This window comes from Microbacterium sp. NPDC055502 (assembly GCF_053643635.1).
Map to the genome: position 1 here is coordinate 225,462 of NZ_JBSHKJ010000002.1, position 26,225 is coordinate 251,686.

The window sequence follows — 26,225 nt, forward strand, 5'->3', positions numbered from 1 at the left end:
TGGACATGTCGGACTTCAACGCGGACTTCACCGGAGAGATCCGGCTCGACGTGCGGGACTCGACGCCGGACTGGTCGCCGTACGAGCTGCGGACCGCACCGGACGGCGCGCCGAACGTGCTGGTGGTGCTGTACGACGACACGGGCCTCGCGTCGTGGTCGCCGTACGGCGGACGCATCAGCATGCCGACCATGGACCGGCTCGCGCAGAACGGACTCACCTACACGCAGTGGCACACCACGGCGCTGTGCTCGCCGACGCGGTCGACCATGCTCACCGGCCGCAACCATCACGTCAATCGCGCCGGGGTGATCATGGAGGGCACCACGGGGTTCCCGGGCTTCGCGGGACGGCTGCCCGCCGAGTGCGCGACGATCGGGCAGGTGCTGCAGGACAACGGCTACTCCACGTTCTGGGTCGGCAAGAACCACAACGTGCCGGAGGAGGACATCGCCCCGGGTGGCAACCGCTCGATGTGGCCGCTGCAGCTCGGCTTCGACCGGTTCTACGGCTTCCTCGGCGGCGAGACGAACAACTGGTACCCGGATCTCGTCGAGGACAACCACTTCATCGACGCCCCCGCGACGCCGGAGGAGGGGTACCACCTGTCGAAGGACCTCGCCGACCAGGCGCTCACGATGATCCGCAACCAGCAGGCGTCGAACCCGTCGAAGCCCTGGTACCTCTGGTTCTGTCCCGGTGCGAACCACGCCCCGCATCACGCGCCGCAGGAGTACATCGACAAGTACAGGGGGATGTTCGATGACGGCTACGACGCGTACCGGGAGTGGGTGCTCGCGCGCATGATCGACAGGGGCGTGCTGCCCGAGGGCACCGCGCTCACCCCGTTCAACCCGATGCCGGACGACGTCGCGAACCCGGCCGATCACGTACGGCCGTGGTCGGAGCTGAACGACGACGAACGGCGCCTGTTCTCCCGCATGGCCGAGGTGTTCGCCGGGTTCAGCGAGTACACCGATGCGCAGGTCGGCCGCATCATCGACTATCTGGAGGAGACCGGACAGCTCGACAACACCCTCGTGTTCTACTGTGCCGACAACGGCGCATCGGGGGAGGGCTCGCCCGACGGCTCGGTCAACGAGAACAAGTTCTTCAACGGCTTCCCCGACGACCTCGCCGAGAACCTGGCGATGATCGACCACCTCGGCTCCGCGGACACCTACAACCACTATCCGACCGGGTGGGCCGCGGCGTTCTCGACGCCCTTCCCGATGTTCAAGCGCTACTCCCAGTACTCGGGCGGCACGTGCGACCCCATGGTGATCCACTGGCCGAAGGGCATCGCGGCGAAGGGAGAGCTGCGCCACCAGTACCACCACTCGGTCGACATCGTGGCGACCGTGCTCGACGTGATCGGCGTCGAGATGCCGGAGACGTACCGCGGGGTGACGCAGCGTCCGCTCGACGGCGTCTCGATGAGGTACAGCTTCGACGCGGCTCCCGACGGCCCGAGCGAGAAGCACGTCCAGTACTACGCGATGCTCGGCACGCGCGGCATCTGGAAGGACGGGTGGAAGGCCGCCGCCGTGCACGCACCGCTCACGGGCACGGGGCACTTCGAGGACGACGCGTGGGAGCTGTTCCACGTGGCCGAAGATCGCGCGGAGGCGCACGACCTCGCCGCCACGCATCCGGAGAAGCTCCGCGAGCTTATCGACGCGTGGTTCGCGGAGGCCGAGGCGAACTTCGCGCTGCCGCTGGACGACCGGTCCGCCAGGGAACTGCTGACCGTGCAGCGCCCGCAGGCCGAACGGCCCCGCGAGCGGTACGTCTACTACCCGGGCACGGCCGCGGTGCCCGAGAGCGTCGCGGTGAACGTGCGCGGCCGGTCGTTCAAGATCATCGCCGACGCGGTGCTCGAGGACGGGGCGCAGGGCGTGCTGTTCGCGCACGGCTCCCGGTTCGGCGGGCACTCGCTGTTCGTGAAGGACGGCCGGCTCACCTACGTGTACAACTTCCTGGGCATCCCGCCCGAGCAGACCTTCACGTCGGAGCCGCTCGCGCCGGGCCCGCACACGCTCGGCGTGGAGTTCGTGCGGGAGGGGGCGGGTGAGCACGGGGAGTCCGTGGGCACCGCGACGCTGTACGTCGACGACCGGGCGGTGGCGTCCGGGCCGATGCGGGCGCAGGTGGGCAAGTTCACCCTGTGCGGGGACGGCCTCTGCGTCGGCTGGGACAGCGCCGACCCGGTGAGCCGCCAGTACGGCAGTGACTTCCCGTTCACGGGCGGCAAGCTGCTGGGCGTGGGGATCGACGTGAGCGCCGAGCAGTACCTCGACCTGGAGCTGGAGGCGGCCGCGATGCTCTCCCGCGAGTAGCGGCCGCCGGAGTCGCCCGGCACGGCCCGGCCCCGCTGACGGCCCCTACGATGAAGGCATGGTGGCGATGATCGAGGTTCCCGGTGGCACGCTGCGCATGGGGTCCGACGAGTTCTACCCCGAGGAGGGCCCGGTTCACGAGCGCGAGGTGGCGTCGTTCCGTCTCGACGAGCACCCGGTGACCAACCGCGACTATGCGGCGTTCGTCGACGAGACCGGTTATGTGACGGTCGCCGAGCAGCCGATGGATCCGGCCGACTATCCCGGCGTGCACCCCGACGACCTCGTTCCCGGCGCCATGGTGTTCACACCGACGTCGGGCCCGGTCGACCTGCGCGACTGGCGGCAGTGGTGGCGGTGGGAGCCTGGTGCGTTCTGGCGGCGTCCGTTCGGGCCGGACTCGTCGATCGACGACCGTCTCGACCACCCGGTGGTGCACATCGCCTATCCGGACGCGGTCGCGTTCGCCGCGTGGGCGGGCAAGCGGCTGCCCACCGAGGCCGAGTGGGAGTGGGCGGCGCGCGGCGGACTGGTCGGCGCGCGCTTCGCCTGGGGCGACGAGACGAAGCCGGACGGCGTGCTGATGGCCGACACCTGGCAGGGTGCCTTCCCCTACCGCAACGACGGGGCGGACGGCTGGGTGGGCACGGCACCCGTGCGCAGCTTCGCCGCCAACGGCTACGGCCTGTTCGACATGATCGGCAACGTGTGGGAGTGGACGGCGGACTACTGGACCCACCGGCACGTGCCGCCCGGCACGGTCGCGGTGGATCCCGGTCGCCGGGAGAGCCTGCTGTCGGCCGAGCCGGGCTCGCCCATCCCGCGGCGCGTGCTCAAGGGCGGCTCGCACCTGTGCGCCCCCGAGTACTGCCTGCGGTATCGCCCGGCCGCGCGGTCGGCACAGGCGGAGGACACCGCCATGACCCACATCGGCTTCCGCTGCGCCCTGTGAGTGCCGCGGGCTGAGCGGTCAGGAGGGCGCGGGGAACACGCTCGCCCAGTCGTCGCGCACGCTCACGACCGTGTACCCGCGCTCGCGTGCGGCGGCGAGGGCCTTGTCGGCGCCCGCGTCGTACGGGGCGTCGTCGCGGTCGTGGTCGTCGTGGTGGATCAGCAGCGCGAGACCCCGGCGGGGGCCGCGCCGTGCGTGGTCGAGCATCGGCATGTCGCCGTTGGAGTTGCCCGCGGCGAGGAGCGGGCGCCGGCCGATGCGGCTCCAGATGCGCACCGGCTTCTCGGGTCCGTCGTCGAAGAACGCGAGCGCGGGGGAGTAGCGCACCGATCCGGTCGCCTCGTCGTACGTGAGCCCCAGCGCCGAACCCACGACGCGTTCGGGCGGGATGCCGTAGATGGACTGCGTCAGGGGGCGCAGGAAGTCGCGCTCGCCGCCCGAGACGATGTAGCACGTGAAGCCGTGCCGTTCGAGGTAGCGCAGCAGCTCGACCATCGGCTGGTACACGAGCTCGGTGTAGGGGCGGTGGAGCACGGGGTGGCGCGCGGTGCGGAAGAACGCCGACACGGCGGCGGCGTACTGCTCGACGTCGAGTCCGTCGGTGAGGCCGACGAGGGCGGCGATGATGGTGCCGAGGTCGGAGTCGTCCCCGGCGTAGTGCTTCTCGACGGCCGCGCCGAGCCACGCCAGGTCGCCCGTGACGGCCGCGCGGTAGGGCTGCGTGTCGGCCAGGGAGGGATCCGCCAGGGCCACCTCCCGCCAACGCTCCACCACGTAGTGGAGCTGCGTGGGCATCGGCTTCTCGGTCCACAGCGTTCCGTCGTTGTCGAACACGGCGACGCGCTCCTCCGCGGGCACCGCATCCGGTCCGGTCGCCACGCCCGTCACGAACGCCTCGATGGCGCGTCGGGTGGGGGTGTCCCTCCAGGAGGGGAGCGTCGTGTCGTCCATCTGTTCAGGGTGCCAGGCGGGCCGGGCGCCGGGGGCGGACGCTCACCCCGCCGGGGCGAGCGTGGTCCGAGCGGGGCGTTCGGCGGTGTCGGGAATACCCGTGATGGGTATAGGGTTGTCGCCAGGGAGTACCCCAGGGGGGTATCCTGACAGCGGAGAGGAACGACGATGAACACGAGCGAGTACCAGGTGACCGGGATGACGTGCGGGCACTGCGAGATGGCCGTCCGCGGCGAGGTCTCCCGCATCCCCGGGGTCGACGGCGTCGACGTCAGCGCGCAGACCGGACGCCTCGTGGTCCACAGCTCCGCCCCGGTCTATGACGCCGCGGTGCTGGCCGCCGTCGACGAGGCGGGCTACGAGGCGGTGCGGTCATGACCGATACGCGATCCGTGCCCGACGAGACCAGCGTCGAGCTGGAGATCGGGGGCATGACCTGCGCGTCGTGCGCGATGCGGATCGAGAAGAAGCTCAACCGCATCGACGGCGTGACCGCGAGCGTCAACTACGCGACCGAGAAGGCCACGGTCACCGCGCCGGCCGGCCTCGACACGGCGGTGCTCATCGCCGAGGTCGAGAAGACGGGCTACACCGCCGCTGTCCCCGCGCCTCCGGCCCCGACCGCCGAGGACGCGACGCCGGAGCAGGCCGACGACGGGCTGGCCGCACTGCGCCAGCGGCTGATCGTGTCGATCGTGCTCACCGTCCCGGTGATCGCGATGGCGATGATCCCGGCGCTCCAGTTCACGTACTGGCAGTGGCTGTCGCTCGCGCTCGCCGGACCGGTGATCGTGTGGGCGGCGTGGCCGTTCCACCGCGCCGCGTGGACCAACCTGCGCCACGGGGCGGCGACCATGGACACGCTCATCTCGATGGGCACGCTCGCGGCGCTGCTCTGGTCGCTCTACGCCCTCTTCTTCGGCACGGCCGGGATGCCGGGCATGACGCACCCGTTCGAGCTGACCGTGGCACCGAGCGACGGGGCGGGCAACATCTACCTGGAGGTGGGCGCCGGGGTGACGACGTTCATCCTCGCCGGACGCTACTTCGAGAAGCGTTCCAAGCGGCAGGCGGGGGCGGCGCTGCGCGCGCTGCTCGAGCTCGGCGCAAAGGAGGTCGCGGTGCTGCGCGGCGGCGTGGAGACCCGGATCCCCACGACCGAGCTGGCGGTGGGCGACGAGTTCGTCGTCCGTCCGGGGGAGAAGATCGCCACGGACGGCGTCGTCGTCTCGGGAACCTCCGCCATCGACGCCTCCCTGCTCACGGGCGAGTCCGTCCCGGTGGAGGTGCGCGAGGGCGACGCCGTGACCGGCGCGACCGTGAACGCGGGCGGGCGTCTCGTGGTGCTCGCGACCCGCGTCGGCTCCGACACGCAGCTGGCCCAGATGGCCCGGCTCGTGGAGCAGGCGCAGACGGGGAAGGCCGAGGTGCAGCGCCTCGCCGACCGGGTGTCCGGCATCTTCGTGCCGATCGTGATCGTGGTGGCTCTCGGCACGCTGGGCGTGTGGCTCGGCCTGGGGTTCCCGGCCGCCGCGGCCTTCACCGCGGCCGTCGCCGTGCTCATCATCGCCTGCCCGTGCGCGCTCGGACTCGCCACGCCCACCGCGCTGCTCGTGGGCACGGGTCGCGGCGCTCAGCTCGGCATCCTGATCAAGGGCCCCGAGATCCTGGAGTCCACGCGCCGGGTCGACACGGTCGTACTCGACAAGACCGGCACCGTCACCACGGGGCGCATGACTCTCACGGCCGTGCACACCGCGGAGGGCGTGGAGCGCGCCGAGCTGCTGCGCCTCGCGGGAGCGCTGGAGGACGCCTCGGAGCACCCGATCGCCCAGGCCGTCGCCACCGCGGCGACGAGGGAGCTGGGCGCGCTGCCCGCGCCGGAGGACTTCACGAACATCGAGGGCCGCGGCGTGCAGGGCGTGGTCGACGGTCACGCCGTGATAGTGGGTCGAGCGTCCCTGCTCGCGGACTGGTCGCAGCATCTGCCGTCCGCGCTCGCCGAGGCGAAGGCGGAGGCGGAGCGCCAGGGCAAGACCGCGATCGCTGTCGGCTGGGACGGCGCGGCGCGTGGCGTGCTCGTGGTGGCCGATACGGTCAAGGCGACGAGCGCACAGGCCGTGGCCCAGCTCGTCGGGCTCGGGCTCACCCCCGTCCTGCTCACGGGCGACAACCGCGCGGTCGCGGAGCAGATCGCCGCTGAGGTCGGCATCGACGAGGTGATCGCCGAGGTGCTTCCGGCCGATAAGGTCGCGGTGGTGCGCCGGCTGCAGGACGAGGGCCGGGTGGTCGCGATGGTGGGCGACGGCGTGAACGACGCCGCGGCCCTCGCACAGGCCGACCTGGGGCTCGCGATGGGAACAGGGACCGATGCGGCGATCGAGGCGAGCGACATCACCCTCGTGCGCGGCGACCTGCGCAGCGCGGCCGACGCGATCCGTCTCTCCCGCCGCACGCTCGGCACCATCAAGGGCAACCTGTTCTGGGCGTTCGCCTACAACGTCGCGGCCATCCCGCTCGCGGCGCTCGGCCTGCTCAACCCCATGCTCGCCGGCGCGGCGATGGCGTTCTCCAGCGTCTTCGTGGTCGGCAACAGCCTCCGCCTGCGGTCGTTCCGCAGCACGGCGGTGGACGCCCAGTGACCCCGAGAAAGAGGAGTACCGACATGTCCGATTCCCCCGCAGGATCCTGCTGCAGCGTCCCGGCCGCCGGCGGTGTCGCCGCCGAGGGACGCCCCGACCTGCTGGCGTCGAACGCCGAGGGCATGACCACGTGCCCGGTGATGGCCGGCAGTCCCGTGGTCATCGCGCAGGCCGAGGCCGCAGGGCTGTTCCGCGACTACGAGGGCACCCGCTACCACTTCTGCTGCGCGGGCTGCGGTCCGGCGTTCGACGCCGACCCCGCGAAGTACATCGCGGCCGCCTGAGCGGCCGCACCGTGCGGGGCTGCCCGACGGCGGCCCCGCACGGCATCATCGACGTTGGAGGGAACACCATGAGCACCCCGCACCACGGCCCCGCCCCCGCGGACGCCCGTCACGACGCGCACGATGAGCACGCACGTCACGACGCGCACGCGGCTCACGAGGCCCACGCCGGTCACGCGGACCACGGCGGTCATGACGCGCACGCGGGTCACGACGCGCACGAGGCCCATGCGGGTCACGAGGCCCACGGCGGTCAGGATGCGCACGCGGGTCACGAGGCCCACGCCGGTCACGACGCGCACGCGGGCCACGGCGGTCACGGCGGTCACGGGGACCACGTCGGGCAGTTCCGGCGGCTGTTCTGGATCATGCTCGTGCTGGCGGTTCCGACGGTTGCGCTGTCCGGCATGTTCGCGATGATCCTCGGCTACTCGCTGCCGGATGTCCCGGGTCTGGCGTGGGTGTCTCCCGTGCTCGGCACCGTCATGTACGTGTGGGGCGGGCGGCCGTTCCTGGTGGGCGCCGTCAGCGAGCTGCGGGCGCGCAAGCCCGGGATGATGCTGCTGATCGCGCTCGCGATCACGGTGGCCTTCGTGGCGTCGTGGGGTGCGAGCCTGGGGCTGCTGCACCACGAGCTCGACTTCTGGTGGGAGCTCGCGCTGCTGATCGTGATCATGCTGCTCGGGCATTGGATCGAGATGCGGTCGCTCGCGCAGACGACGTCCGCGCTCGACTCGCTGGCGGCCCTGCTGCCGGACGAGGCCGAGCGCGTGGAGGGCGACCAGGTGGTGCGGGTGTCTCCGGCCGACCTGCGGGTGGGCGACGTGGTGGTGGTGCGGCCGGGCGGCAGCATCCCCGCCGATGGTCGCATCGTCGACGGTCGTGCCTCGATGGACGAGTCGATGGTGACGGGGGAGTCGCGGACGGTGTCGCGCGGTGCGGGCGACCCGGTCACGGCGGGCACCGTGGCGACCGACTCGGGGCTGCGCGTCGAGATCACCGCGACCGGAGACGACACGACCCTCGCGGGGATCCAGCGGCTCGTGACGGAAGCGCAGAACTCGTCCTCGCGGGCGCAGCGCCTCGCCGACACGGCCGCGGGCTGGCTGTTCTGGTTCGCGCTCGGAGCGGCGGCGATCACCGCGGTCGTGTGGACGCTGGTCGGTCTGCCCGACGACGCGGTCGTCCGCACCATCACGGTGCTCGTGATCGCCTGCCCGCACGCGCTGGGGCTCGCGATCCCGCTGGTGGTGTCGATCGCCACCGAGCGCGCGGCCCGCGGCGGCGTGCTGGTGAAGGACCGCCTGGCCCTGGAGAGCATGCGCACGGTCGACACGGTCCTTTTCGACAAGACGGGCACGCTCACGAAGGGCGAGCCGGTGGTGTCGGAGGTGTCGACGGTCGGCGGGGACGACGCCGATGCGGTGCTCGCCCTGGCTGCTGCGGCCGAGGCGGACAGCGAGCACCCGCTGGCGAAGGCGATCGTGCGGGCCGCGCGCGACCGTGGGCTGACGGTGCCGGCGAGCCGCGACTTCTCGTCGTCGCCCGCGGTGGGCGTCACAGCGACGGTCGACGGTGCCACGGTGCGCGTCGGCGGCCCGCACCTGCTGACCGAGGAAGGCGCGGAGGAGCTGCCGGCGGCCGAGGGGTGGCGCGCGCACGGCGCGATCATCCTGCACGTGCTGCGCGACGGCCGTGTGATCGGTGCGCTGGCGCTCGCCGACGAGGTGCGGCCGGAGTCGCGGGAGGCGGTCGACGCGCTGCACGCCCGCGGGGTGCAGGTCGTGATGATCACGGGCGACGCGGAGGCGGTGGCGCAGACCGTCGCTTCCGACCTCGGCATCGACCGGGTGTTCGCCGGGGTGCGACCCGAGGACAAGGCCGCGAAGGTGCAGGAGTTGCAGCGCGAGGGTCGCCGGGTGGCGATGGTGGGCGACGGCGTGAACGATGCCCCCGCCCTGGCGCAGGCCGACGTGGGGCTCGCGATCGGCGCGGGCACCGACGTCGCGATCGCATCGGCCGGGGTGATCCTGGCGGGCGACGATCCGCGGTCGGTGCTGTCGGTGATCGAGCTGTCGCGGGCGTCGTATCGCAAGATGAAGCAGAACCTGTGGTGGGCCGCCGGCTACAACCTGCTGTCGGTGCCGCTGGCCGCCGGGGTGCTCGCCCCGATCGGCTTCGTGCTGCCGATGTCGGTCGGCGCGGTGCTCATGTCGCTGTCGACGATCGTGGTCGCCCTCAACGCGCAGCTGCTGCGCCGACTCGACCTGCGCCCCGAGGTCACGACCCGCGAGATCCTCGACCGCTGACCGCCCGCAGACCCCGGCCCGACGCCCGTGCGCTCAGGCCGGGGTCTGCTGGTGCACGGCGAGCAGCCACCGTCCGCCCTCGCGCACGTACGTCGACACCATGTCCGCCGTGTAGGTCTGTGCGCCGCGGCGTCCCTCGAAGCGATACGCGATGGCGGCGGCGTCGGTGCCAAGCTCGCGCACCTGCACCGCGCTCAGGTCGAACGAGTCCCACGGGTCGGCGTGCTCGAGTCCGGCGATCGCCTCCTCCCGTGTCGCGACCATGCCCGGCATCACGAACAGGGCGTCGTCGCGGCAGATGTCCCGGTAGTACGCGAGGTCGCCCCGGGAGAGTCGTTCCTCGCTCGTGCGCAGGTCCTCGATCAGCGTCATGCCCCGCACCCTACTCCGGCGTCGCTTCCCGCGGAACGCCCTGGCTCACGGCTCGGACGGCGAGCCCGTCGCCCTCTCGGACGTTCCGCAACCCCGTATGGTTGCCCTTGTGCCTCTGCAGCCCCCCACGCTGAAGCCCATCGTCGGCGACCCGAGCCGTATGCGGGTCGAGCGCTTCCCCGTCACGATCCTGCTGGGTATCCAGCTGGCGGCGATGGTGGTCATTCCTGCTGCCCTGAAGGGGACACAGCCGTTCGGGCTGATCCTCGCGATCTGTGCCGTCACGATCGCCGTCGCCCTGTTCATCGAGCTGATGGTGCAACCGCTGAAGATGCCGGAAGCCACCGCGAAGCCGATCACCGCTCGCGCGGCGTTCACCGTATTCGCCGTGGGCGTGGCCGCCACCGTGATCTCCACGCTCGGGGGACGCGGCTCGTATGCGGTGCAGATCGGTGTCGCCTCCGAATCGCCGATCGTCTCGATCGCAGCGCCCTTCACGCTCTGGGTGCTGTTCGGAGTGTCTCTCGTCCTCTGGCTCTTCCGGCAGGGGCAGGTGACGCGCGCGACCGCGCTCTGGGTGTGTGCGATCGCCGCGGTGGTGTTCCTGTGGGAGGGGCTCATGCGCGCCATCCTCGGGCAGTCCGCAGCGCTGATCCTCACGGTGGTGATCCTGGCCCTGTTCGCCAAGCTGATCCGCCTGCGGACGCTCGTGATCGTGCTCGCAGCCATCCCGATCCTCTGGCCGCCGATCTACGACTTCCGCGACTCCCTGCGCCGAGCATCCGTCTCGGGCCCGGGCGCGGTGAGTGCGGATGCGCCTCTGGAGCGCCTTCAACTGGACACGCAGATGGCTCTCATCGCCCGATTCGTCCCCAGGCCGGCAGGTCTTGAGGTCCTCGACATCCCGACGCTGTTCCGCATTGGTCTGATTCCTGGGTTCCTCGACCCGGATCGCCCACCACTGGACACGGGCTCGCAGATGAGCATCGCGCTCGGCGGTGCGCCGACCAGCTCGCAGTCGGCCACCATGCTCGGCAACGTCTACATCTTCGAGGGCTGGATAGGGATCGTCGTGTTCGCCGTGGTGCTGACGCTCGTCATGGGCTTCCTCACCCGCCGGGACAACCCGTGGGCGCTCGCGGGAATCGGCCTCGTGTACTCCTACGGCATCTCGTTCAACGCGTCGTATCCGGACGTGATCCCGCGCATGCTGCAAGCGCTGATCTCGCTCGCCGTCGCCTACGTCCTGGTGCGGATCCTGTCGGGCCCGAAGGCCCGCGCCGCGTCCGAGGCGCGGGTGCTCCGGCGCGCGGAGGAGCGTCAGCGGAAGCAGCCGAAACGCCCCGGACGCGCCTCCGCGCGCCGCTAGGCCGTCATACCTCCGCTCGCCGCGAGGCCGTCATGCCTCCGCCCGGTCCCGCGCAGCGCTCCGGGCCCGCCGACCGCGCAGCGCCAGGACCACACCGCCGAGCACTGCCGCGACGAGGGACCCGACCAGCACCCCGATCTTCACGTGATCGTCGGCGACGCTGCTGCTGCCGTAAGCCAGCTCGCCGACCAGGAGAGACACGGTGAAGCCGATCCCGGCGAGCAGCGACATGCCGGCCAGGTCGGGCCAGCGCAACGTCTCGTCGAGACGCAGCGCCCGAACGCGGCTGAGGAGGAAGGTCGTCAGCAAGATGCCCACCGGCTTGCCGACGACGAGTCCCACGACGATGCCGACCGTGATCGGGTCGGTCAGCGCGGAGACGAGGCCGTCGATTCCATCGATGTCGACTCCCGCGGCGAAGAACGCGAACACCGGCACGGCGAACAGCGTGGCCACGACACCCCAGCGGTCGGCGAAGTGCGCCGCCAGCCCGTCGTACACCGGGGCGCCGTCCGCATCGGTACCGGTCTGCACGCGCGTGCGTGCGGTGGCTCGCACGGGCACGAGGAACCCGAGCAGCACACCGGCGACCGTGGCGTGCACCCCCGACGCGTGCACGCACACCCACACGGCCACCGCGAGGGGGAGTAGCAGCCACCAGGAGCGCACGCCGTTCTGCACCGCGAGCGCGAACCCGGCGAGCGGCAGCAGCGCGAGGATGAGCCACGGCGCCTGGATCGTCTCGGTGTAGAACGTCGCGATGATCGTGATGGCGATGAGGTCGTCGATGATGGCGAGGGTCAGCAGGAACACGCGCAGCGCCGGGGGGAGGAACCGGCCGACGACGGCGAGCACGGCCACCGCGAACGCGATGTCGGTCGCGGTGGGGATCGCCCAGCCGCGCAGCACCTCGGGGCCGGCCGCGGCGTTGACCGCGAGGAACAGCAGCGCGGGCACGACCACCCCGCCGACGGCTGCCGCGATGGGAAGCGCGGCGCGGCGCGGGTCACGGAGTCGCCCGGCGACGAACTCCTCCTTGAGTTCCAGCCCGACGACGAAGAAGAACACGGCGAGCAGCCCGTCGGCGGCCCACGCGCCGACGCTCAGCTCCAGGTGGAGCTCGGGGATGCCGAAGCGCACGTCGCGCACGGCCTCGTACCAGGGCGCGGCGGGGGAGTTGGCGAGGATCAGGGCCGCGACGGTCGCCGCGAGCAGCAGCGCACCACCGAGCACCTCGCTGCGGGCGGTGGAGCGGATACCGCGCCACAGCTCATGCGGCGCGAGACGGAAACGGGCAGGGGACGACGAAGACACAGGGGTACCTCACGGGAGAGATGGGCGGTCGATGCGAACAGGCCGCGCCATCCGGCGCGGCTAGCCCCGTGGCGGCGGGCAGCCCGCGATCTCACCGTGCGAGAGGGTGCCCCACACGCTCGTCCACCCGTTCGTCCCCGGGTGCAGCACGACGCGCATCCACTCCGTCATCGGCGTCGCCGACGACAGGCGCTGCGGGGCGCGCGTCGAACCGGCGGAGACGAGGGAGGGCACCCGTCCAGGCTACCGTCTGTCATCCGTGCTGCCCCGAGACGTCTCGCCGGAGGTGTCGCCGGAAGGCCTCAGCTGTCGGATTCGATGGCGAGCGTGTTCCCGTCCGGGTCCTCGACCCAGGCGATCCGCCCACCGCCCGCCCGAGGGCCGATGCCGTCCGCGTTCTGGCCGAAACCGTCGTAGCGGACGAACTCGGCTCCCGCAGCCGTCAGCTCCGCCACGACCGCATCGAGGTCGTCGACGTACCACGTGGCGACTGTCGAGCGCGTCGAGCCCGCGGTCGGCGTCTCGAACACGTTGAGCATGGTCCCGTCGCCGCAGGCGTAGAACCGAGCGCCCTCCGCGATGCCGGCGCTCGGTCCGCTCCGCTCGGCGGCGAGGCCCAGCACCCCTTCATAGAAGGCGGCCGCTCGTCCGATATCGGTGACGCCGATGGAAGCCCTCACCGGGTAGTCCGCTAGTCCCATGTCAGACATCGTGCTCTCGAACCGCCGGCACGGCAATCGCCGGCGTCCGCGCGACGCAGGTCGGCGAGCTCTGGGCCGCTCAACGACGAAGGCCGCTCCGAAGAGCGGCCTTCTGCTGATGTGCCCCCGACAGGAGTCGAACCTGCGACCTACGGTACCGGAAACCGGCGCTCTATCCACTGAGCTACGGAGGCGTACCGATCGACCTTATCACTCGTCCGGGGTGGTCTCCGACCCGCCTGCTTCGGTGACCGGGGCGGCCCGCAGCTCGTCGAGCGCGGCGGCCAGCTTCTCGGCGAGGTAGCGGTGGCCCGCGGTCGACGGATGCTTGCGTCCGACCTCCACATCGATCACGGAGAGGTAGTTCTGCTCGGTGATCCAGTGCTGCTGCACGGGGGAGATGTACCACCAGCCGCGGGCGGCCGCGAGCTCGGACAGGTCGTGGTCGATGCGGGCGGTCTGCGTGCCGACGGGGAGCTCGTGCGGGGCGGGGCCGAGTACGACGATCGCGGCCTCCGGGTACAGCGCGGTGAGCGCGTCCCAGGCGGCGGTCACGGCGTCGCGGTAGCCCACCTCGCCCTGGGCGCGGTCGTTGATGGAGCCCTGCACGATCACCAGGTCGGGGTCGATCGCGGGGTCGAGGGCGGCGATCCGCTCCCCGAACGTGGGGCCGTCGAGCCCCGGCTTGAGGTAGCCGCTGCCGCGCACGCCGTTGACGACCGTGTGCCCGTGGACCAGGTCGGCGAGCACGTACGCGTACCCGAGCGTGGGATCCGTGGCCGCCGAGCCGTAGGTCCACGAGTCGCCGAAGACCAGCACGGTGGGGTCGTCGGGGAGCGTGAGGGGAGCCGGAGCGATGGCCGCGGTGGCGGTGTCGTCACCGGCGGCGACGGGCGCGGCGGAGGGAGCGGGAGTCCACGGCCGCCACACACCCAGAACGCCCGCCGTGACGGCGAGCACCAGTGCGGTGGCGACCCCGGCGGCACGCAGTCGGCGGCGGGTGGCGGGGGCCTTCATGGCATGAGAGTAGATCACGGTCGGCCGAACGCAAATTCGGCGCGACGCACGGGGGCGGAGATCGCCCGTCCGCGCCCGTAAACTGGGGAGTCTATGAACCCCGAAACGCTCGCCTCCGCCATCCTCGCCGTCCTCGCACCGATCGCCGAGGCTCGACGTCCCGGCGAGCCGCTCGGGGTCACCGCCGCCGACGTGGTGCTGGAGCGTCCGCGCAACCGCGACCACGGCGACTGGGCCTCCAACATCGCGATGCGCCTGGCGAAGCCGCTCGGCACCAACCCGCGCGAGCTGGCGCAGGAGATCGCCGACGGACTCGTCCGCGTCGACGGGGTCGCGAGCGCCGAGGTCGCCGGTCCCGGGTTCCTCAACATCCGTCTCGACGCGGCCGCGGCCGGCGCGCTCGCGAAGGTCATCGTCGACGCCGGTCCCGCGTACGGCACCAACTCCTCGCAGGAGGGCGTGAGCGTCAACGTCGAGTTCGTCTCGGCCAACCCCACGGGTCCGCTGCACATCGCGCACACGCGCTGGGCCGCCCTGGGCGACGCGATCGTGCGCCTGCTGCTGGCGAGCGGCGCCCACGCGGTGCGCGAGTACTACATCAACGACGCCGGCGTGCAGATGGACCGCTTCGCGGGCTCGGTGCTCGCCGCCGCGAAGGGCGAGCCGACCCCCGAGGGCGGCTACCCCGGCGAGTACATCACCACGCTCGCCGGCCGCGTGCTCGAGGCCCGCCCCGACCTGCTCGACCTCCCCGAGGCCGAGCAGCTCGACGTCGCCCGCGAGCTCGCGTACGAGTACCAGCTCGCCGAGATCACGCACTCGCTCGACCGCTTCAACGTGCCGTTCGACGTGTGGTTCTCCGAGCGCACGCTGCACGCGAAGGACGCGTCGGGCCTGAGCCTGATCGACCGTGCCGTCGACCGCCTCCGCGAGCAGGGGCACGTGTTCGACCAGGACGGCGCGGTGTGGGTGCGCACGACCGACTTCGGCGACGACAAGGACCGCGTGATCCGCCGCTCGAACGGCGAGTACACGTACTTCGCCGCCGATGCCGCGTACTACCTCGACAAGGGCGACCGCGGCTTCCGCGACAAGATCTACCTCCTCGGCGCCGACCACCACGGCTACGTGCACCGCCTCAAGGCGGTCGCCGGTGCCGCGGGGGAGGACCCGGAGAAGAACGTCGAGGTGCTGATCGGCCAGATGGTGTCGATCAACGGCGCCCGCCTGAGCAAGCGCGCGGGCAACATCATCGAGATGGACGACCTGCTCGACTGGCTCGGCACCGACGCGCTGCGCTACTCGCTGGAGCGCTCGCCCGCCGACTCGCCGCTCGACCTCGACCCCGAGCTGCTGCAGAAGCGCACCAACGACAACCCGGTGTTCTACGTGCAGTACGCCCACGCGCGCACGCACAACGTGGCCCGCAACGCCGCCGACTCCGGTGTCGACCGCTCCGAGTTCGCGCCGGAGACGCTGACGCACGAGAGCGAGGCCGCCCTGCTGGGCGCGCTGCAGGAGTTCCCGCGCATCGTGGCGTTCGCCGCTCAGGTGCGCGAACCCCACCGCGTGGCCCGCTACCTGGAGGAGCTCGCGGGCCTGTACCACCGCTGGTACGACAACTGCCGCGTGATCCCGCTCAGCGACGACCCGGTCGAGAGCGTGCACCGCACCCGCCTGTGGCTGAACGACGCCGCCGGTCAGGTGTTCCGCAACGGCCTCGGGCTGCTGGGCGTCTCGGCTCCCGAGCGCATGTGACCGGCCGCCCGTGCGGCAGGATGACACCATGAGCGACGACAACCACACGCTGCCGTACCCCGAGCCGTCGCGGGAGCACCCGACGCTGGTGATCCCCGACGCGGCGGCGCCGCAGCCGGAGAAGGCCAGGCGACGGCCGCGGTGGCCGTGGGTCGTGCTGATCGTGGTCATGGTGCTCGCGGTGCTCGTCGTGGCGGCGGAGCTCATCGCCCGCGCCGTGCTTCCCGGCGTGGTGCGGTCGATCGTGATCGAGCAGCTCGACCTCCCGGCGGATCAGCAGCTCGACGTGGAGACCACGGGTCTGCTCCTGCCGCAGCTCATCGGCGGACGCCTCGACACGTTGCACCTGTCCACCGACGCGGTGACCCTGGAGGGCATCACCGGCGCGGCCGACGTGACCGCGACCGGCGTGCCCCTGCGCGGCGGCGACCTCGGCGGCGCCGACGGCACGATCCGCATCGACCAGGAGCAGTTCACGGCGCTGCTGGCCACGACCGACCTCCCGGTGGATTCCGTCGAGCTGGACGAGCCGAATGCCACGCTGGGCGGCTCCTTCGACGTGCTGGGCACCGCGGTGCCGGTGTCGATCACGCTCACCCCGGGCGCGGTCGACGGCGATCTGGAGCTGACCCCCGTGGCGGCGAGCGTCGGCGGGATCGACATCGACCTGTCCCGCGTCGGCTCGTCCCTGGGCGGACTGGGCGAGGGCCTCACGGAGCCGCGTCGCGTCTGCATCGCGGATCAGCTGCCGGCCGGGCTCACCCTCACCGGGCTGCAGATCTCCGGTGATGCCGCCGTGATCGACGTGGATGTCGACGGAGCGATCGTCACCGACGAGGCGCTGCAGGAGAAGGGCACCTGCCCGCGCTGACCGGCTACCCGGCCTCGGCGCGCGGTCCGTCCATCCGGGCCCGCAGGAGCTCGGCGAGCCACTGCGGCCGCTGCAGCGGGATGCCGTGGCCACAGCCGTCGACCGTGACCAGCGTGCTGCTGGGGAGCGCACGGTGCAGTGCCGCGGCGGAACGGTGCATGAGCTTCTTCTCGTTCTGTCCGACGAGGACGAGCGCCGAGCCGGGGAACTGCGACCACGCGGGCGGCGGCGCGAAGCGCAGGTTCTCCGCCACCGCGGTCACCAGGGTCTCGCGCGAGATGCCGGCCGAGGTGCGCAGGTAGGCGGGGAGCAGGTCGTCGGGCACGAACAGCTCCCGCGCCTGCAGCCGGGCGAAGCGCTCGTTCTTCGCCAGCCCGGCGGTCGTCCGCAGGAGCGCGAGGGTCGGGCCGATCGCGCGCGCCGGTTCCGCCTGGGCGCTGACCACCACCGCGTCGGAGACCAGGTCGGGGCGCTGCGCCGCGAGCAGCACGGTCAACTGCGCGCCGAGCGAGAACCCGACCACGGTCGCGGGGGCGGACTCGTGCTCCAGGAGCCGGGCGAGTGCGTCGACGGTCGCGGCGTGCGACTCGTACGGCTCGGTCGCACTCGCGCCGTGGCCGGGCAGGTCGGGCACGATCACCCGGTGGTCCGCGCCGAGCCGGGCGCGCACCGGGTCCCACATCCACCCGGCGACCCCGCCACCGTGCAGCAGGAGTAGGGGTCGTGTGCCGGTCGGGCCGGAAGTCTCGTGGTGCACGTCACTGCCTCTCGAACGTGGCCGCCATGCGGCCGATGGTGTCGATCGTGCTCTCCAGTCGATCGCGATTGAGGGGGCCGAGCAGCCGCGCGGCCGACAGCAGGCCGAGCGTGGCGCTCGACAGGGCGAGGGCGAGCGACTCCGGCGCCACGTCGGCGACGACGAGCCCGCGTCGCTGCAGGTCGTGCACCCACGCGATCACGCGCTCGTGTCGTTCCCGGTACCGTCCGTCCTGCTCCTCCGCGACGTGCGCCCCGAGCACGCCGGTGTCGTCGAGGAACGCCGCGGTCATCAGCTCGTCGTCGAGCAGCGCGCGGGCGGTCGCACGATATGCGGCGGCGAGCGAGGGGTGCGCGCCGAGCTCCTGCTCCACGCGCGCGGCGATGCGGGCGTTGCCGCGCTGCAGCAGGGCGTCGCGCACGTCGCGCTTCGACGTGAACTCCCGGTACACGGCACCCTTCGCGATCCCCGCGTCCTCCGCGACCGCGGCGATGCTCATGGCGTCGAAGCCGCGGGCGAGCACGAGCCGCTCGGCCGCGTCGAGGATGCGGTCGCGGCGGTGGGGGATGAGCGGTCTAGGCATCCGCCCGCCCGTCGAGGTGTTCGAGCAGCGCCGCGGTGACGACGTCGGGACGATCGCGCTGCACCCAGTGACCGGCGCCGGGGACCACGACCAGACGGGCGTCGGGCAGCAGGCGCGCGGCGGTGCGGATGCGGTCGAGGGGCACACCGGAGTCGCGGTCGCCGTGCACCAGCAGCGTCGGCGTGTGCACGGACGGCAGCCGGTCGGTGTACACCGTGCGCAGTCGGTTCCACCGCACCTGGTCGCGCTGCCACTCGCCGAACGTCGCGAGCCCGGTGCCGGTGGCGGCCTCGGCGAGCACGGCATCGACGAGCTCGGGCGTGCGCGCCTCGGGGCTGCGCACCAGGTCGGCGAGACCCTTCTCCATCGCGGTGGCGTTGCGCGCGTACGAGCGCGTCATCGCGGAGAGCAGGCCGGAGCGCAGCAGCAGGAAGGTGGAGAAGTGGGTGAGGGCGCCGAGCGGACCGTCGGCCAGCCGCGGCATCAGCCCGTAGCCGCCGAGCAGGGCGGCCGCGCGTGCTTGCCCGGGGCGGTCGAGGAGGTGCCCGACGGTCAGACCACCGCCGAGGGAGAGCCCGGCGACGGCGTAGTCGCTCAGGCGCAGCGCGTCGACGAGCTCGCCCACGTACTGCACCAGCCGCTCCTGCGTGAGCCTCCACTCCGGACGGGGACTGCGCCCGAAGCCGGGGTGGTCCGGCGCGAGGACCCGGTGCCCGGCGGCGGCGAGCTGCGGGCCGATGCCGCCCCAGGAGAGCTCGGCGCTGTCGGCTCCGCCGCCGTGCAGCAGCAGGAGGGGCGAGCCGGATTCGTGCGTCGGGGTCCATTCGCACAGCGAGACCTCGGCGCCGGGGAGGGTGATGCGCGTCCGCGTGGGAGTCATGCGTGTCCTCTCGTTGTGACCAAACTAGCAGTTCTGGTCACAACGAGGGTCGCGCGGTCAGCGGTCCTCGTGTGCGGCGCCGGTCCCGGCCTCCTCTGCGGCGGCGCGCTGGGCCTCGCGCAGCTCCGCGGTCGCCACCTGCACGTCCACCTCGGCGCGCTGCAGCCGGCGTTGCACGAACGTCCGAGCGCCGAACCGCTCGTGCAGCCGGTCCTTGCGCTCCTCCTCGGCGGTGACGATGTACGCGCAGGCCACCAGGATCACCTGCGTCGACAGGTTGAGCCAGATCAGCAGGGCCAGCAGCGAGGCGAACGACGCCAGCAGCGGGTTGCTCGTGGCACCGCCCACGAACAGGCCGGACAGCTCCTGCAGCACGATGAGACCGAATGCCCCGAGCAGCGCCCCCGCCCACAGCGACCGCGCCGCGGGGCGCACCCCGGACAGCAGGAGGAACGCGCCGACGATGAGCGCGGCGTCGAGCGCGAACACCACCACGAGCGACAGCAGCCGCACCGTCACGGCGACCGCGGGGGAGTCCGACGGCAGACCGAGGACGTCCGCGACCCACGTGGCGCCGAGCTGCCCGATGAACGTCAGCGCGGCCGCGAGCACGAATGCCACGCCGATGCCGAGTCCGAGGAGCAGGTTGCGCACGATCACCCAGATCCACAGGATGTCGGACTGCACGGTCCCGGCGATCACGCGGATGGCGGTGCGCAGCGAGCCGATGGCCCCGAGCGCCGCGCCGATCAGCGCGACCAGGGAGACCAGCCCGGCGACGGAGAGCGACGCCGGGGCGCGGAGGTCCTTCGCATCGATCACGCCGTCGTCGCCGATCAGTCCCGGCACGGCGGCCTGCACCGCGTCGATGATCGCGCGCCACGCGTCGGGGTTGCCCGCGAGCCACAGCGCCGCGATCGAGAATCCGAGCAGCACGCCAGCGAACACGCTGAACAGTGCACGGTAGGTGACGCTGTCGGCCAGCATCGGGCCGCGGCGCTCGGAGTACAGCAGGGCCGCGCGGACGGGGCGACGCGCGAGGGCCCAGGCGATGACGGGTCCTGTGATGCGCGCGACGAGTCCGGGCCGCGACGGCCCGTCGGATCGGGTGTGAGCGTCTGTTGCGTCGGTGTCTGCCACGCCCCCACCCTAAGAGAGCCGCGACGGGGTCCCCAGGGGCTTGACGCGGGCTGTCACCGTGCGCAGGCGGATCGGGGCGTTGCCCTAGAATCGGGGGCAACTCGATGTGCGCCCTCCGCCCGAGACCCGACCCACGATTGGTGCTCCGTGCTTGCTCCTGCCGACTCGCTCGCCCCGGAATGGCTCCTCGTCCCCGATGACCCGAACGATCTCGCGAGCGGTGTGTGGCCGGCGTCGGCCCGCCGTGACGACGACGGAGCCCTCGTGCTCGCCGGTGTGCGCGCCACCGAGCTCGCCCGCACCTACGGCACCCCGGTCCTGGTGCTCGACGAGGACGAGGTCCGCACCAGGGCGCGCGCCTTCCGGGTGGCGTTCGACCGGGCCGCGGCGGAGCACGGCACCACGGCGCAGGTGTACTACGCGGGCAAGGCGTTCCTGAGCACGACCGTCGCCCGGTGGGTCGTCGACGAGGGGCTCCGCGTCGACGTGTGCACGGGCGGCGAGCTCGCGGTGGCCCTGGCCGCCGGTGTCGCGCCCGCGTCGCTCGGCTTCCACGGCAACAACAAGTCGGTCGCCGAGCTGGAGCGCGCGGTGCAGGTGGGCGTCGGCACGATCGTGGTCGACAGCGCGATCGAGATCGAGCGGCTGGCTGCGATCACGGCCCGCACCGATGCGGTGCAGCGGGTCATGGTGCGCGTCATCAGCGGCGTGCACGCCGAGACCCACGACTTCCTCGCCACCGCCCACGAAGACCAGAAGTTCGGCTTCCCCCTCGCCGAGGCGGAGGTCGCCGTCGCCCGCATCCGCGAGATCCCCGGGCTGGAGTTCGCCGGTCTGCACTGTCACATCGGTTCGCAGATCTTCGGCGTCGCCGGGTTCCGCGAGTCGGCGTCGCGCGTGCTCGAGCTGCATGCGGCGCTCCTGGAGCACGGACCCGTCCCGCAGCTCAACCTCGGCGGCGGCTTCGGCATCGCGTACACCCGGGTCGACGACCCCACGCCGATCGATGAGCTCGCTGCCGCCATCGTGGCCGCGGTCGCCGAGGGCTGCGCGGCCAGGGGCATCCCCGTGCCCGCGCTGTCGTTCGAGCCGGGCAGGGCCATCATCGGCACGGCCGGAGTGACCCTGTACGAGGTCGGCACCACGAAGGACGTGACGATCGCCTCCGGGGCGACCCGCCGCTACGTCAGCGTGGACGGCGGGATGAGCGACAACGCCCGCACCGCCCTGTACGGCGCCAGCTACTCGGCGCGGCTGGCGTCGCGCACGGGGGAGGGCGAGCCGCAGCTGAGCCGCGTCGTCGGCAAGCACTGCGAGTCGGGCGACATCGTGGTCGACCACGAGTACCTTCCCGCCGACCTCGCACCGGGCGACCTGCTGGCCGTTCCGGCGACGGGCGCCTACTGCGCCTCGCTGTCGAGCAACTACAACCACGTCCCGCGACCGCCGATCGTGGCGGTGCGCGACGGCCGTTCGCGGGTGATCGTCCGCGGCGAGACCGTCGACGACCTGCTGGCCCGCGATGCGGGCATCGACGGGGCCGACGCCCCCGAGGGAGACCGATGACCCACCCCCTGAAGGAGCACGCATGACTGACTACCGACGACTTCGCGTGGCGCTGCTGGGCGCCGGAGCGGTCGGCTCCCAGGTGGCGGCGCTGCTGCTGCGTCACGGCGACGAGCTCGCCGATCGCGCGGGAGCCGCCCTCGAGCTCGCGGGCATCGCGGTGCGCGATGTGGACGCCCCGCGCGACGTGGAGCTGCCGAAGGAGCTGTTCACGACCGACGCCGAGTCGCTCATCCTCGGCGCCGACATCGTGATCGAGCTGATCGGCGGGATCGAGCCGGCGCGCTCCAACATCCTGCAGGCGATCGGCTCCGGTGCCGACGTCGTCACCGCGAACAAGGCGCTGCTGGCGACGCACGGGCCCGAGCTGTTCGAGGCGGCCGACCGCGTGGGCGCCTCGGTGTACTACGAGGCCGCCGCGGCCGGTGCCATCCCGATCATCCGGCCGCTGCGCGACTCGCTCGCGGGCGACCGCGTGGTGCGGATCATGGGCATCGTGAACGGCACCACGAACTACATCCTCGACCGGATGGACACCGAGGGGGCCGACTTCGCCGACGTGCTCGCCGATGCGCAGCGCCTGGGATACGCCGAAGCCGACCCCACCGCCGACGTCGAGGGCTACGACGCGGCGCAGAAGGCCGCGATCCTCGCGAGCCTCGCCTTCCACACCGCCGTCCCGCTCGACGCGGTGCACCGCGAGGGCATCACCTCGATCACGGCGTCGATGATCGAGGAGGCGCGCGCGGCGGGCTTCGTGATCAAGCTGCTCGCGGTGTGCGAGCGCATCGAGGCGAACGGTGCCGAGTCGATCTCGGTGCGCGTGTATCCGGCGCTGGTCCCCGCGACCCACCCGCTGGCCTCCGTGCACGGCGCGAACAACGCCGTGTTCGTCGAGGCGGAGGCCGCCGGCTCGCTCATGTTCTACGGCGCGGGCGCCGGCGGCGTGCAGACGGCCTCTGCCGTGCTGGGCGACGTGGTCTCGGCCGCGCGGCGCCACATCGCCGGCGGCGTCGGGGTGGGGGAGTCGACCAGGGCGAACCTCCCCATCGTGCCGATCGGTCACGTCACCACCCGCTACCAGATCACGCTCGAGGTCTCCGATGCGCCGGGCGTGCTCGCGACGGTCGCGGGCATCCTCAGCGACGGCGGCGTCTCGGTCGCGACGGTCGTGCAGACCGTCGAGGGTGAGGACGAGCCGACCGCCCGCCTCATCATCGGCACGCACCGCGCGACGGAGCAGGCACTGAGCGACACGGTCGCGGTCCTCGCGGGCAGCGACGTCGTCGCCCGCGTCGTGTCCGTGCTGCGGGTGGAAGGCGAGTGAGCACCGTGGCCGCCCCGGCGCCGGAGGAGCAGCGTTCGATCCTCGGCCGCACGGTCGAGGTCACGGTGCCAGCGACCAGTGCCAACCTGGGCCCCGGCTTCGACACGCTCGGCCTGGCGCTCAGCGTGTACGACCACCTCGAGGTCACCGCCCTGCCGGCCGGACAGCTGGAGATCGAGGTCACGGGGTCGGGCGCGGACGACATCCCGCGCGATGCGTCGAACCTGATCGTCCGCACGGTCGCCTACGTGTTCCAGGACGTCGGGCGCCCGGTCCCCGGGCTGCGCATCGTCGCGGAGAACGGCGTGCCGCATGGCCGCGGACTCGGGTCGTCGGGTGCCGCTGTCGCCGCGGGCGTCCTGGCCGCGAAGGGTCTGCTGGCGGGCGACGTGGATCTGTCCGACACCGACCTGCTCCGTCTGGCGACCGAGATCGAGGGTCACCCCGACAACGTCGCCCCCGCGCTGTTCGGCGGGCTCACGATCGCGTGGATGGGCGAGCACGGTCCGCAGCACAAGAAGCTGCTCGTGCACCGGGGCGTCTCGCCGCTCGTGCTCGTCCCCGCCTACACGATGTCGACGTCGCAGGCGCGGTCGCTGCAGCCGCCGCACGTGTCGACGGCCGATGCGGTGTTCAACCTGTCGCGCTCCGCCCTGCTGGTCGCGGCGCTCATGCAGAGCCCTGAGCTGCTGCTCGATGCGACGGCCGACCGGCTGCACCAGGACTACCGCGCCGAGGCGATGCCCGAGACGCAGCGGCTCGTGCAGGCGCTGCGCGCGGCCGGGTTCGCCGCGGTCGTGTCGGGTGCGGGCCCCAGCGTGCTCGTGCTCGCCGACGGCCCGGGCAGCCGTCAGGACGCGGTGGAACTCGCCGATCGTGTGACCGACACCCCGTGGGAGGCGCTACTGCTCGCCGTCGACGTTCGTGGTGGTACAGTGGGGGATCGAGCGGAGGGCTCCACGTAACGTCGTGAATCTGGCCCCATTGCAACTCTTGCAAGACCCGCACGCAAACCCTTGAGGCACAAGTGCCGAGGCTGGCTGACGCCGAGCGTCAGCCCGTGCGATCGTGCGCAGCACCCGTTGTGCGCGTTCACGCTCATATCCCATGACCTATAAGGGAGTACTCGTGGAGAACCTCTCCGAGACCCAGAACGATCAGGCTGCTCCGGTGGCCGACGCCGTCCAGACCGCGGAGTCCGCGCCGGTGCGCAAGCGCGCTCCGCGCCGGGCGACCACGGCGACCGCCGCCGCGAAGGCCGAGAAGTCCGCCGAGGAGTCGGCCGCGGCACCCGCCGAGGCCGAGTCCGGCGAGGCAGCGCCCAAGGCGAAGGCCCCGCGCCGCTCGCGGGCGAAGAAGACCGATGCCGATGCCCCGGCCGCCGAGGCGACGGAGGCTCCCGCGGCGAGCGAGGCTCCGGCTGCCGCCGAGGCGCCCGCCGAGGCGCCCAAGACGGGTCGCGGTCGTCGCACCAAGAAGACCGAGGCCGAGGCGCCCGCCGCCGAGCAGGGCGAGGGCGCCGCCGCACCGGCATCCGCCGACGCCCCGAGCGGCGCCGCGGAGACCGCTCCGCAGGCTGACGACGCCAAGGGCGACGACACCCGCGCCGAGCGCCCCAAGAACAACGGTCGCGGCAACCGCCGTGCGGAGGCGGCCGAGGGCGGCGACGACGCCGGCCAGGATGCGCCGTCGAAGGACTCCTCCTCCGATGCCGACGGCGGCGAGGAGCAGGGCGGCCGTGGGCGCAGCCGGAGCCGCAACCGCAACCGTGGCCGCGGTCAGGGCGGCGGCGGCGGCCAGGAGCAGCAGCCCGCCGCGTCGGACGACGACCAGGCGAACGGCAACGGCCGCAACCGCCAGCGCAACAAGCGCCGCGGGGGCACGCCGGTCGACGAGTTCGAGACCGAGATCGGCGAGGACGACGTCCTGATCCCGATCGCGGGCATCCTCGACGTGCTCGACAACTACGCGTTCGTGCGCACCACCGGCTACCTCGCCGGCCCGAGCGACGTCTACGTCTCGCTCGGCCAGGTCAAGAAGTACAACCTGCGCAAGGGTGACGCCGTCGTCGGCTCCATCAAGCAGCCGCGCGAGGGCGAGCAGCAGGGGCGCCAGAAGTACAACGCGCTCGTGAAGGTCGACTCGATCAACGGCCTCTCGGTCGACGACGCCGCGACCCGCGTGGAGTTCGGCAAGCTCACGCCGCTCTACCCGCAGGAGCGCCTGCGCCTGGAGACCGCGCCCGAGAAGCTGACGCAGCGCATCATCGACCTCGTCGCGCCGATCGGCAAGGGCCAGCGCGGCCTGATCGTCGCGCCGCCCAAGGCCGGCAAGACGATCGTCCTGCAGCAGATCGCCAACGCGATCGCGCAGAACAACCCCGAGGTGCACCTGATGGTCGTGCTCGTCGACGAGCGCCCCGAAGAGGTCACCGACATGGAGCGCACCGTGAAGGGCGAGGTCATCGCCTCGACCTTCGACCGCCCCGCGGAAGACCACACCACGGTCGCCGAGCTCGCGATCGAGCGCGCCAAGCGCCTGGTCGAGCTGGGCCGCGACGTGGTCGTGCTGCTCGACTCCATCACGCGCCTCGGCCGTGCCTACAACCTGGCCGCCCCCGCGTCGGGTCGCGTGCTCACGGGTGGGGTCGACGCGTCGGCGCTGTACCCGCCGAAGCGCTTCTTCGGCGCCGCGCGCAACATCGAGAACGGCGGATCCCTCACGATCCTCGCCACCGCGCTCGTCGAGACCGGCTCCAAGATGGACGAGGTCATCTTCGAGGAGTTCAAGGGCACCGGCAACAGCGAGCTGCGGCTGTCGCGTGCTCTCGCCGACAAGCGCATCTTCCCGGCGGTCGACGTGAACGCGTCGAGCACCCGCCGCGAGGAGATGCTGCTCTCGGCCGACGAGGTCAAGATCACCTGGAAGCTGCGTCGCGCCCTCGCCGGCCTCGACCAGCAGCAGGCTCTCGAGGTCGTGCTCGGCAAGCTCAAGGAGACCCACTCCAACGTGGAGTTCCTGGTCCAGATGCAGAAGTCGATCCCGACGCTGCCCTCGGGCGCGCACGGGCACGACAACAACATCCGCTGAGAC

At 72.1% G+C, this 26,225-nt stretch carries 24 protein-coding genes and 1 tRNA gene; 13 read left to right on the plus strand and 12 right to left on the minus strand.

Annotation, left to right across the window (positions count from 1 at the left end; genetic code table 11):
* Positions 1-5 precede the first annotated feature (5 nt).
* Positions 6-2,339, plus strand: a complete 2,334-nt coding sequence (locus ACWH95_RS12065; RefSeq protein ID WP_454120716.1) for a sulfatase-like hydrolase/transferase — start codon at positions 6-8, stop codon at positions 2,337-2,339.
* 67 nt (positions 2,340-2,406) lie between these two features.
* On the plus strand, positions 2,407-3,291 hold the full coding sequence (locus ACWH95_RS12070; RefSeq protein ID WP_454121001.1) for a formylglycine-generating enzyme family protein: 885 nt from the start codon (positions 2,407-2,409) through the stop codon (positions 3,289-3,291).
* An 18-nt stretch (positions 3,292-3,309) separates the two neighbouring features.
* Here ACWH95_RS12070 and ACWH95_RS12075 read toward each other — a convergent pair whose 3' ends face one another.
* A complete protein-coding gene (locus tag ACWH95_RS12075) occupies positions 3,310-4,242 on the minus strand; it encodes an HAD family hydrolase (protein WP_378803614.1) in 933 nt (310 codons plus the stop codon).
* 168 nt (positions 4,243-4,410) lie between these two features.
* Here ACWH95_RS12075 and ACWH95_RS12080 point away from each other — a divergent pair, with 168 nt between their 5' ends.
* Genes ACWH95_RS12080 through ACWH95_RS12090 form a run of 3 tightly spaced genes read left to right on the plus strand, consistent with a single transcriptional unit; the run spans position 4,411 to position 7,168 of the window.
* On the plus strand, positions 4,411-4,620 hold the full coding sequence (locus ACWH95_RS12080) for a heavy-metal-associated domain-containing protein (RefSeq protein ID WP_454120717.1): 210 nt from the start codon (positions 4,411-4,413) through the stop codon (positions 4,618-4,620).
* On the plus strand, positions 4,617-6,884 hold the full coding sequence (locus ACWH95_RS12085; RefSeq protein ID WP_454120718.1) for a heavy metal translocating P-type ATPase: 2,268 nt from the start codon (positions 4,617-4,619) through the stop codon (positions 6,882-6,884). The genes ACWH95_RS12080 and ACWH95_RS12085 overlap by 4 nt, the downstream gene beginning before the upstream one ends.
* A 23-nt stretch (positions 6,885-6,907) precedes the next feature.
* Positions 6,908-7,168: a YHS domain-containing protein gene (locus ACWH95_RS12090; RefSeq protein WP_136032554.1), complete on the plus strand. Its 261-nt coding sequence runs from the start codon at positions 6,908-6,910 to the stop codon at positions 7,166-7,168.
* Here ACWH95_RS12090 and ACWH95_RS12095 read toward each other — a convergent pair.
* A complete protein-coding gene (locus ACWH95_RS12095) occupies positions 7,096-7,497 on the minus strand; it encodes a hypothetical protein (RefSeq protein ID WP_454120719.1) in 402 nt (133 codons plus the stop codon). The genes ACWH95_RS12090 and ACWH95_RS12095 overlap by 73 nt on opposite strands.
* Before the next feature lie 39 nt (positions 7,498-7,536).
* Between ACWH95_RS12095 and ACWH95_RS12100 the strand changes: the two genes are divergently transcribed.
* Complete coding sequence (locus ACWH95_RS12100; RefSeq protein ID WP_378803859.1) at positions 7,537-9,477, plus strand: heavy metal translocating P-type ATPase; 1,941 nt, start codon at positions 7,537-7,539, stop codon at positions 9,475-9,477.
* Between the two features lie 33 nt (positions 9,478-9,510).
* On the opposite strand, the gene ACWH95_RS12105 is transcribed toward ACWH95_RS12100, so the two are convergent.
* Entirely contained in the window at positions 9,511-9,849 is a 339-nt protein-coding gene (locus ACWH95_RS12105) for a nuclear transport factor 2 family protein (RefSeq protein ID WP_136032551.1), read from the minus strand.
* Between the two features lie 109 nt (positions 9,850-9,958).
* On the opposite strand from ACWH95_RS12105, the gene ACWH95_RS12110 reads away from it, so the two are divergent.
* A complete protein-coding gene (locus ACWH95_RS12110; RefSeq protein WP_136032549.1) occupies positions 9,959-11,218 on the plus strand; it encodes a hypothetical protein in 1,260 nt (419 codons plus the stop codon).
* Between the two features lie 30 nt (positions 11,219-11,248).
* Here ACWH95_RS12110 and nhaA read toward each other — a convergent pair whose 3' ends face one another.
* From nhaA to ACWH95_RS12135, 5 genes are all read right to left on the minus strand, one after another.
* A complete protein-coding gene (gene nhaA / locus ACWH95_RS12115) occupies positions 11,249-12,532 on the minus strand; it encodes a Na+/H+ antiporter NhaA (RefSeq protein ID WP_454120720.1) in 1,284 nt (427 codons plus the stop codon).
* 60 nt (positions 12,533-12,592) lie between these two features.
* Positions 12,593-12,766 (minus strand): hypothetical protein, encoded by a 174-nt coding sequence (locus ACWH95_RS12120; protein ID WP_168387297.1) that lies wholly within the window; start codon positions 12,764-12,766, stop codon positions 12,593-12,595.
* A gap of 68 nt (positions 12,767-12,834) precedes the next feature.
* A complete protein-coding gene (locus ACWH95_RS12125) occupies positions 12,835-13,233 on the minus strand; it encodes a VOC family protein (RefSeq protein ID WP_136035547.1) in 399 nt (132 codons plus the stop codon).
* A 121-nt stretch (positions 13,234-13,354) separates the two neighbouring features.
* Positions 13,355-13,427: transfer RNA gene (locus ACWH95_RS12130), tRNA-Arg, on the minus strand.
* A gap of 16 nt (positions 13,428-13,443) precedes the next feature.
* Positions 13,444-14,250, minus strand: a complete 807-nt coding sequence (locus ACWH95_RS12135; RefSeq protein WP_454120721.1) for an SGNH/GDSL hydrolase family protein — start codon at positions 14,248-14,250, stop codon at positions 13,444-13,446.
* A 93-nt stretch (positions 14,251-14,343) separates the two neighbouring features.
* On the opposite strand from ACWH95_RS12135, the gene argS reads away from it, so the two are divergent.
* Positions 14,344-16,008 carry an arginine--tRNA ligase gene (gene argS, locus ACWH95_RS12140; RefSeq protein WP_136029249.1) on the plus strand — a complete coding sequence of 555 codons (1,665 nt, stop codon included), beginning with the start codon at positions 14,344-14,346 and terminating at the stop codon, positions 16,006-16,008.
* Between the two features lie 28 nt (positions 16,009-16,036).
* Positions 16,037-16,879 carry an LmeA family phospholipid-binding protein gene (locus ACWH95_RS12145; protein WP_454120722.1) on the plus strand — a complete coding sequence of 281 codons (843 nt, stop codon included), beginning with the start codon at positions 16,037-16,039 and terminating at the stop codon, positions 16,877-16,879.
* Between the two features lie 4 nt (positions 16,880-16,883).
* On the opposite strand, the gene ACWH95_RS12150 is transcribed toward ACWH95_RS12145, so the two are convergent.
* Genes ACWH95_RS12150 through ACWH95_RS12165 form a run of 4 tightly spaced genes read right to left on the minus strand, consistent with a single transcriptional unit; the run spans position 16,884 to position 20,239 of the window.
* Entirely contained in the window at positions 16,884-17,636 is a 753-nt protein-coding gene (locus tag ACWH95_RS12150) for an alpha/beta fold hydrolase (protein ID WP_454120723.1), read from the minus strand.
* A gap of 1 nt (position 17,637) precedes the next feature.
* Positions 17,638-18,219: a TetR/AcrR family transcriptional regulator gene (locus ACWH95_RS12155; RefSeq protein WP_136029255.1), complete on the minus strand. Its 582-nt coding sequence runs from the start codon at positions 18,217-18,219 to the stop codon at positions 17,638-17,640.
* A complete protein-coding gene (locus tag ACWH95_RS12160) occupies positions 18,212-19,099 on the minus strand; it encodes an alpha/beta fold hydrolase (protein ID WP_454120724.1) in 888 nt (295 codons plus the stop codon). Before ACWH95_RS12160 ends, ACWH95_RS12155 begins: the two co-directional genes overlap by 8 nt.
* A gap of 57 nt (positions 19,100-19,156) precedes the next feature.
* Positions 19,157-20,239, minus strand: a complete 1,083-nt coding sequence (locus tag ACWH95_RS12165) for a YihY/virulence factor BrkB family protein (protein ID WP_454120725.1) — start codon at positions 20,237-20,239, stop codon at positions 19,157-19,159.
* 147 nt (positions 20,240-20,386) lie between these two features.
* On the opposite strand from ACWH95_RS12165, the gene lysA reads away from it, so the two are divergent.
* From lysA to rho, 4 genes are all read left to right on the plus strand, one after another.
* Positions 20,387-21,805: a diaminopimelate decarboxylase gene (gene lysA, locus ACWH95_RS12170; protein WP_454120726.1), complete on the plus strand. Its 1,419-nt coding sequence runs from the start codon at positions 20,387-20,389 to the stop codon at positions 21,803-21,805.
* A gap of 22 nt (positions 21,806-21,827) precedes the next feature.
* Positions 21,828-23,132, plus strand: a complete 1,305-nt coding sequence (locus ACWH95_RS12175; RefSeq protein ID WP_136029264.1) for a homoserine dehydrogenase — start codon at positions 21,828-21,830, stop codon at positions 23,130-23,132.
* The gene (gene thrB, locus ACWH95_RS12180) at positions 23,129-24,097 is read left to right on the plus strand and encodes a homoserine kinase (RefSeq protein WP_206251412.1); all 969 of its coding nucleotides are present in this window, start codon (positions 23,129-23,131) and stop codon (positions 24,095-24,097) included. The genes ACWH95_RS12175 and thrB overlap by 4 nt, the downstream gene beginning before the upstream one ends.
* Positions 24,098-24,239: 142 nt before the next feature.
* Positions 24,240-26,222 carry a transcription termination factor Rho gene (rho, locus tag ACWH95_RS12185; protein ID WP_454120727.1) on the plus strand — a complete coding sequence of 661 codons (1,983 nt, stop codon included), beginning with the start codon at positions 24,240-24,242 and terminating at the stop codon, positions 26,220-26,222.
* The last annotated feature ends 3 nt before the right edge of the window (positions 26,223-26,225 follow it).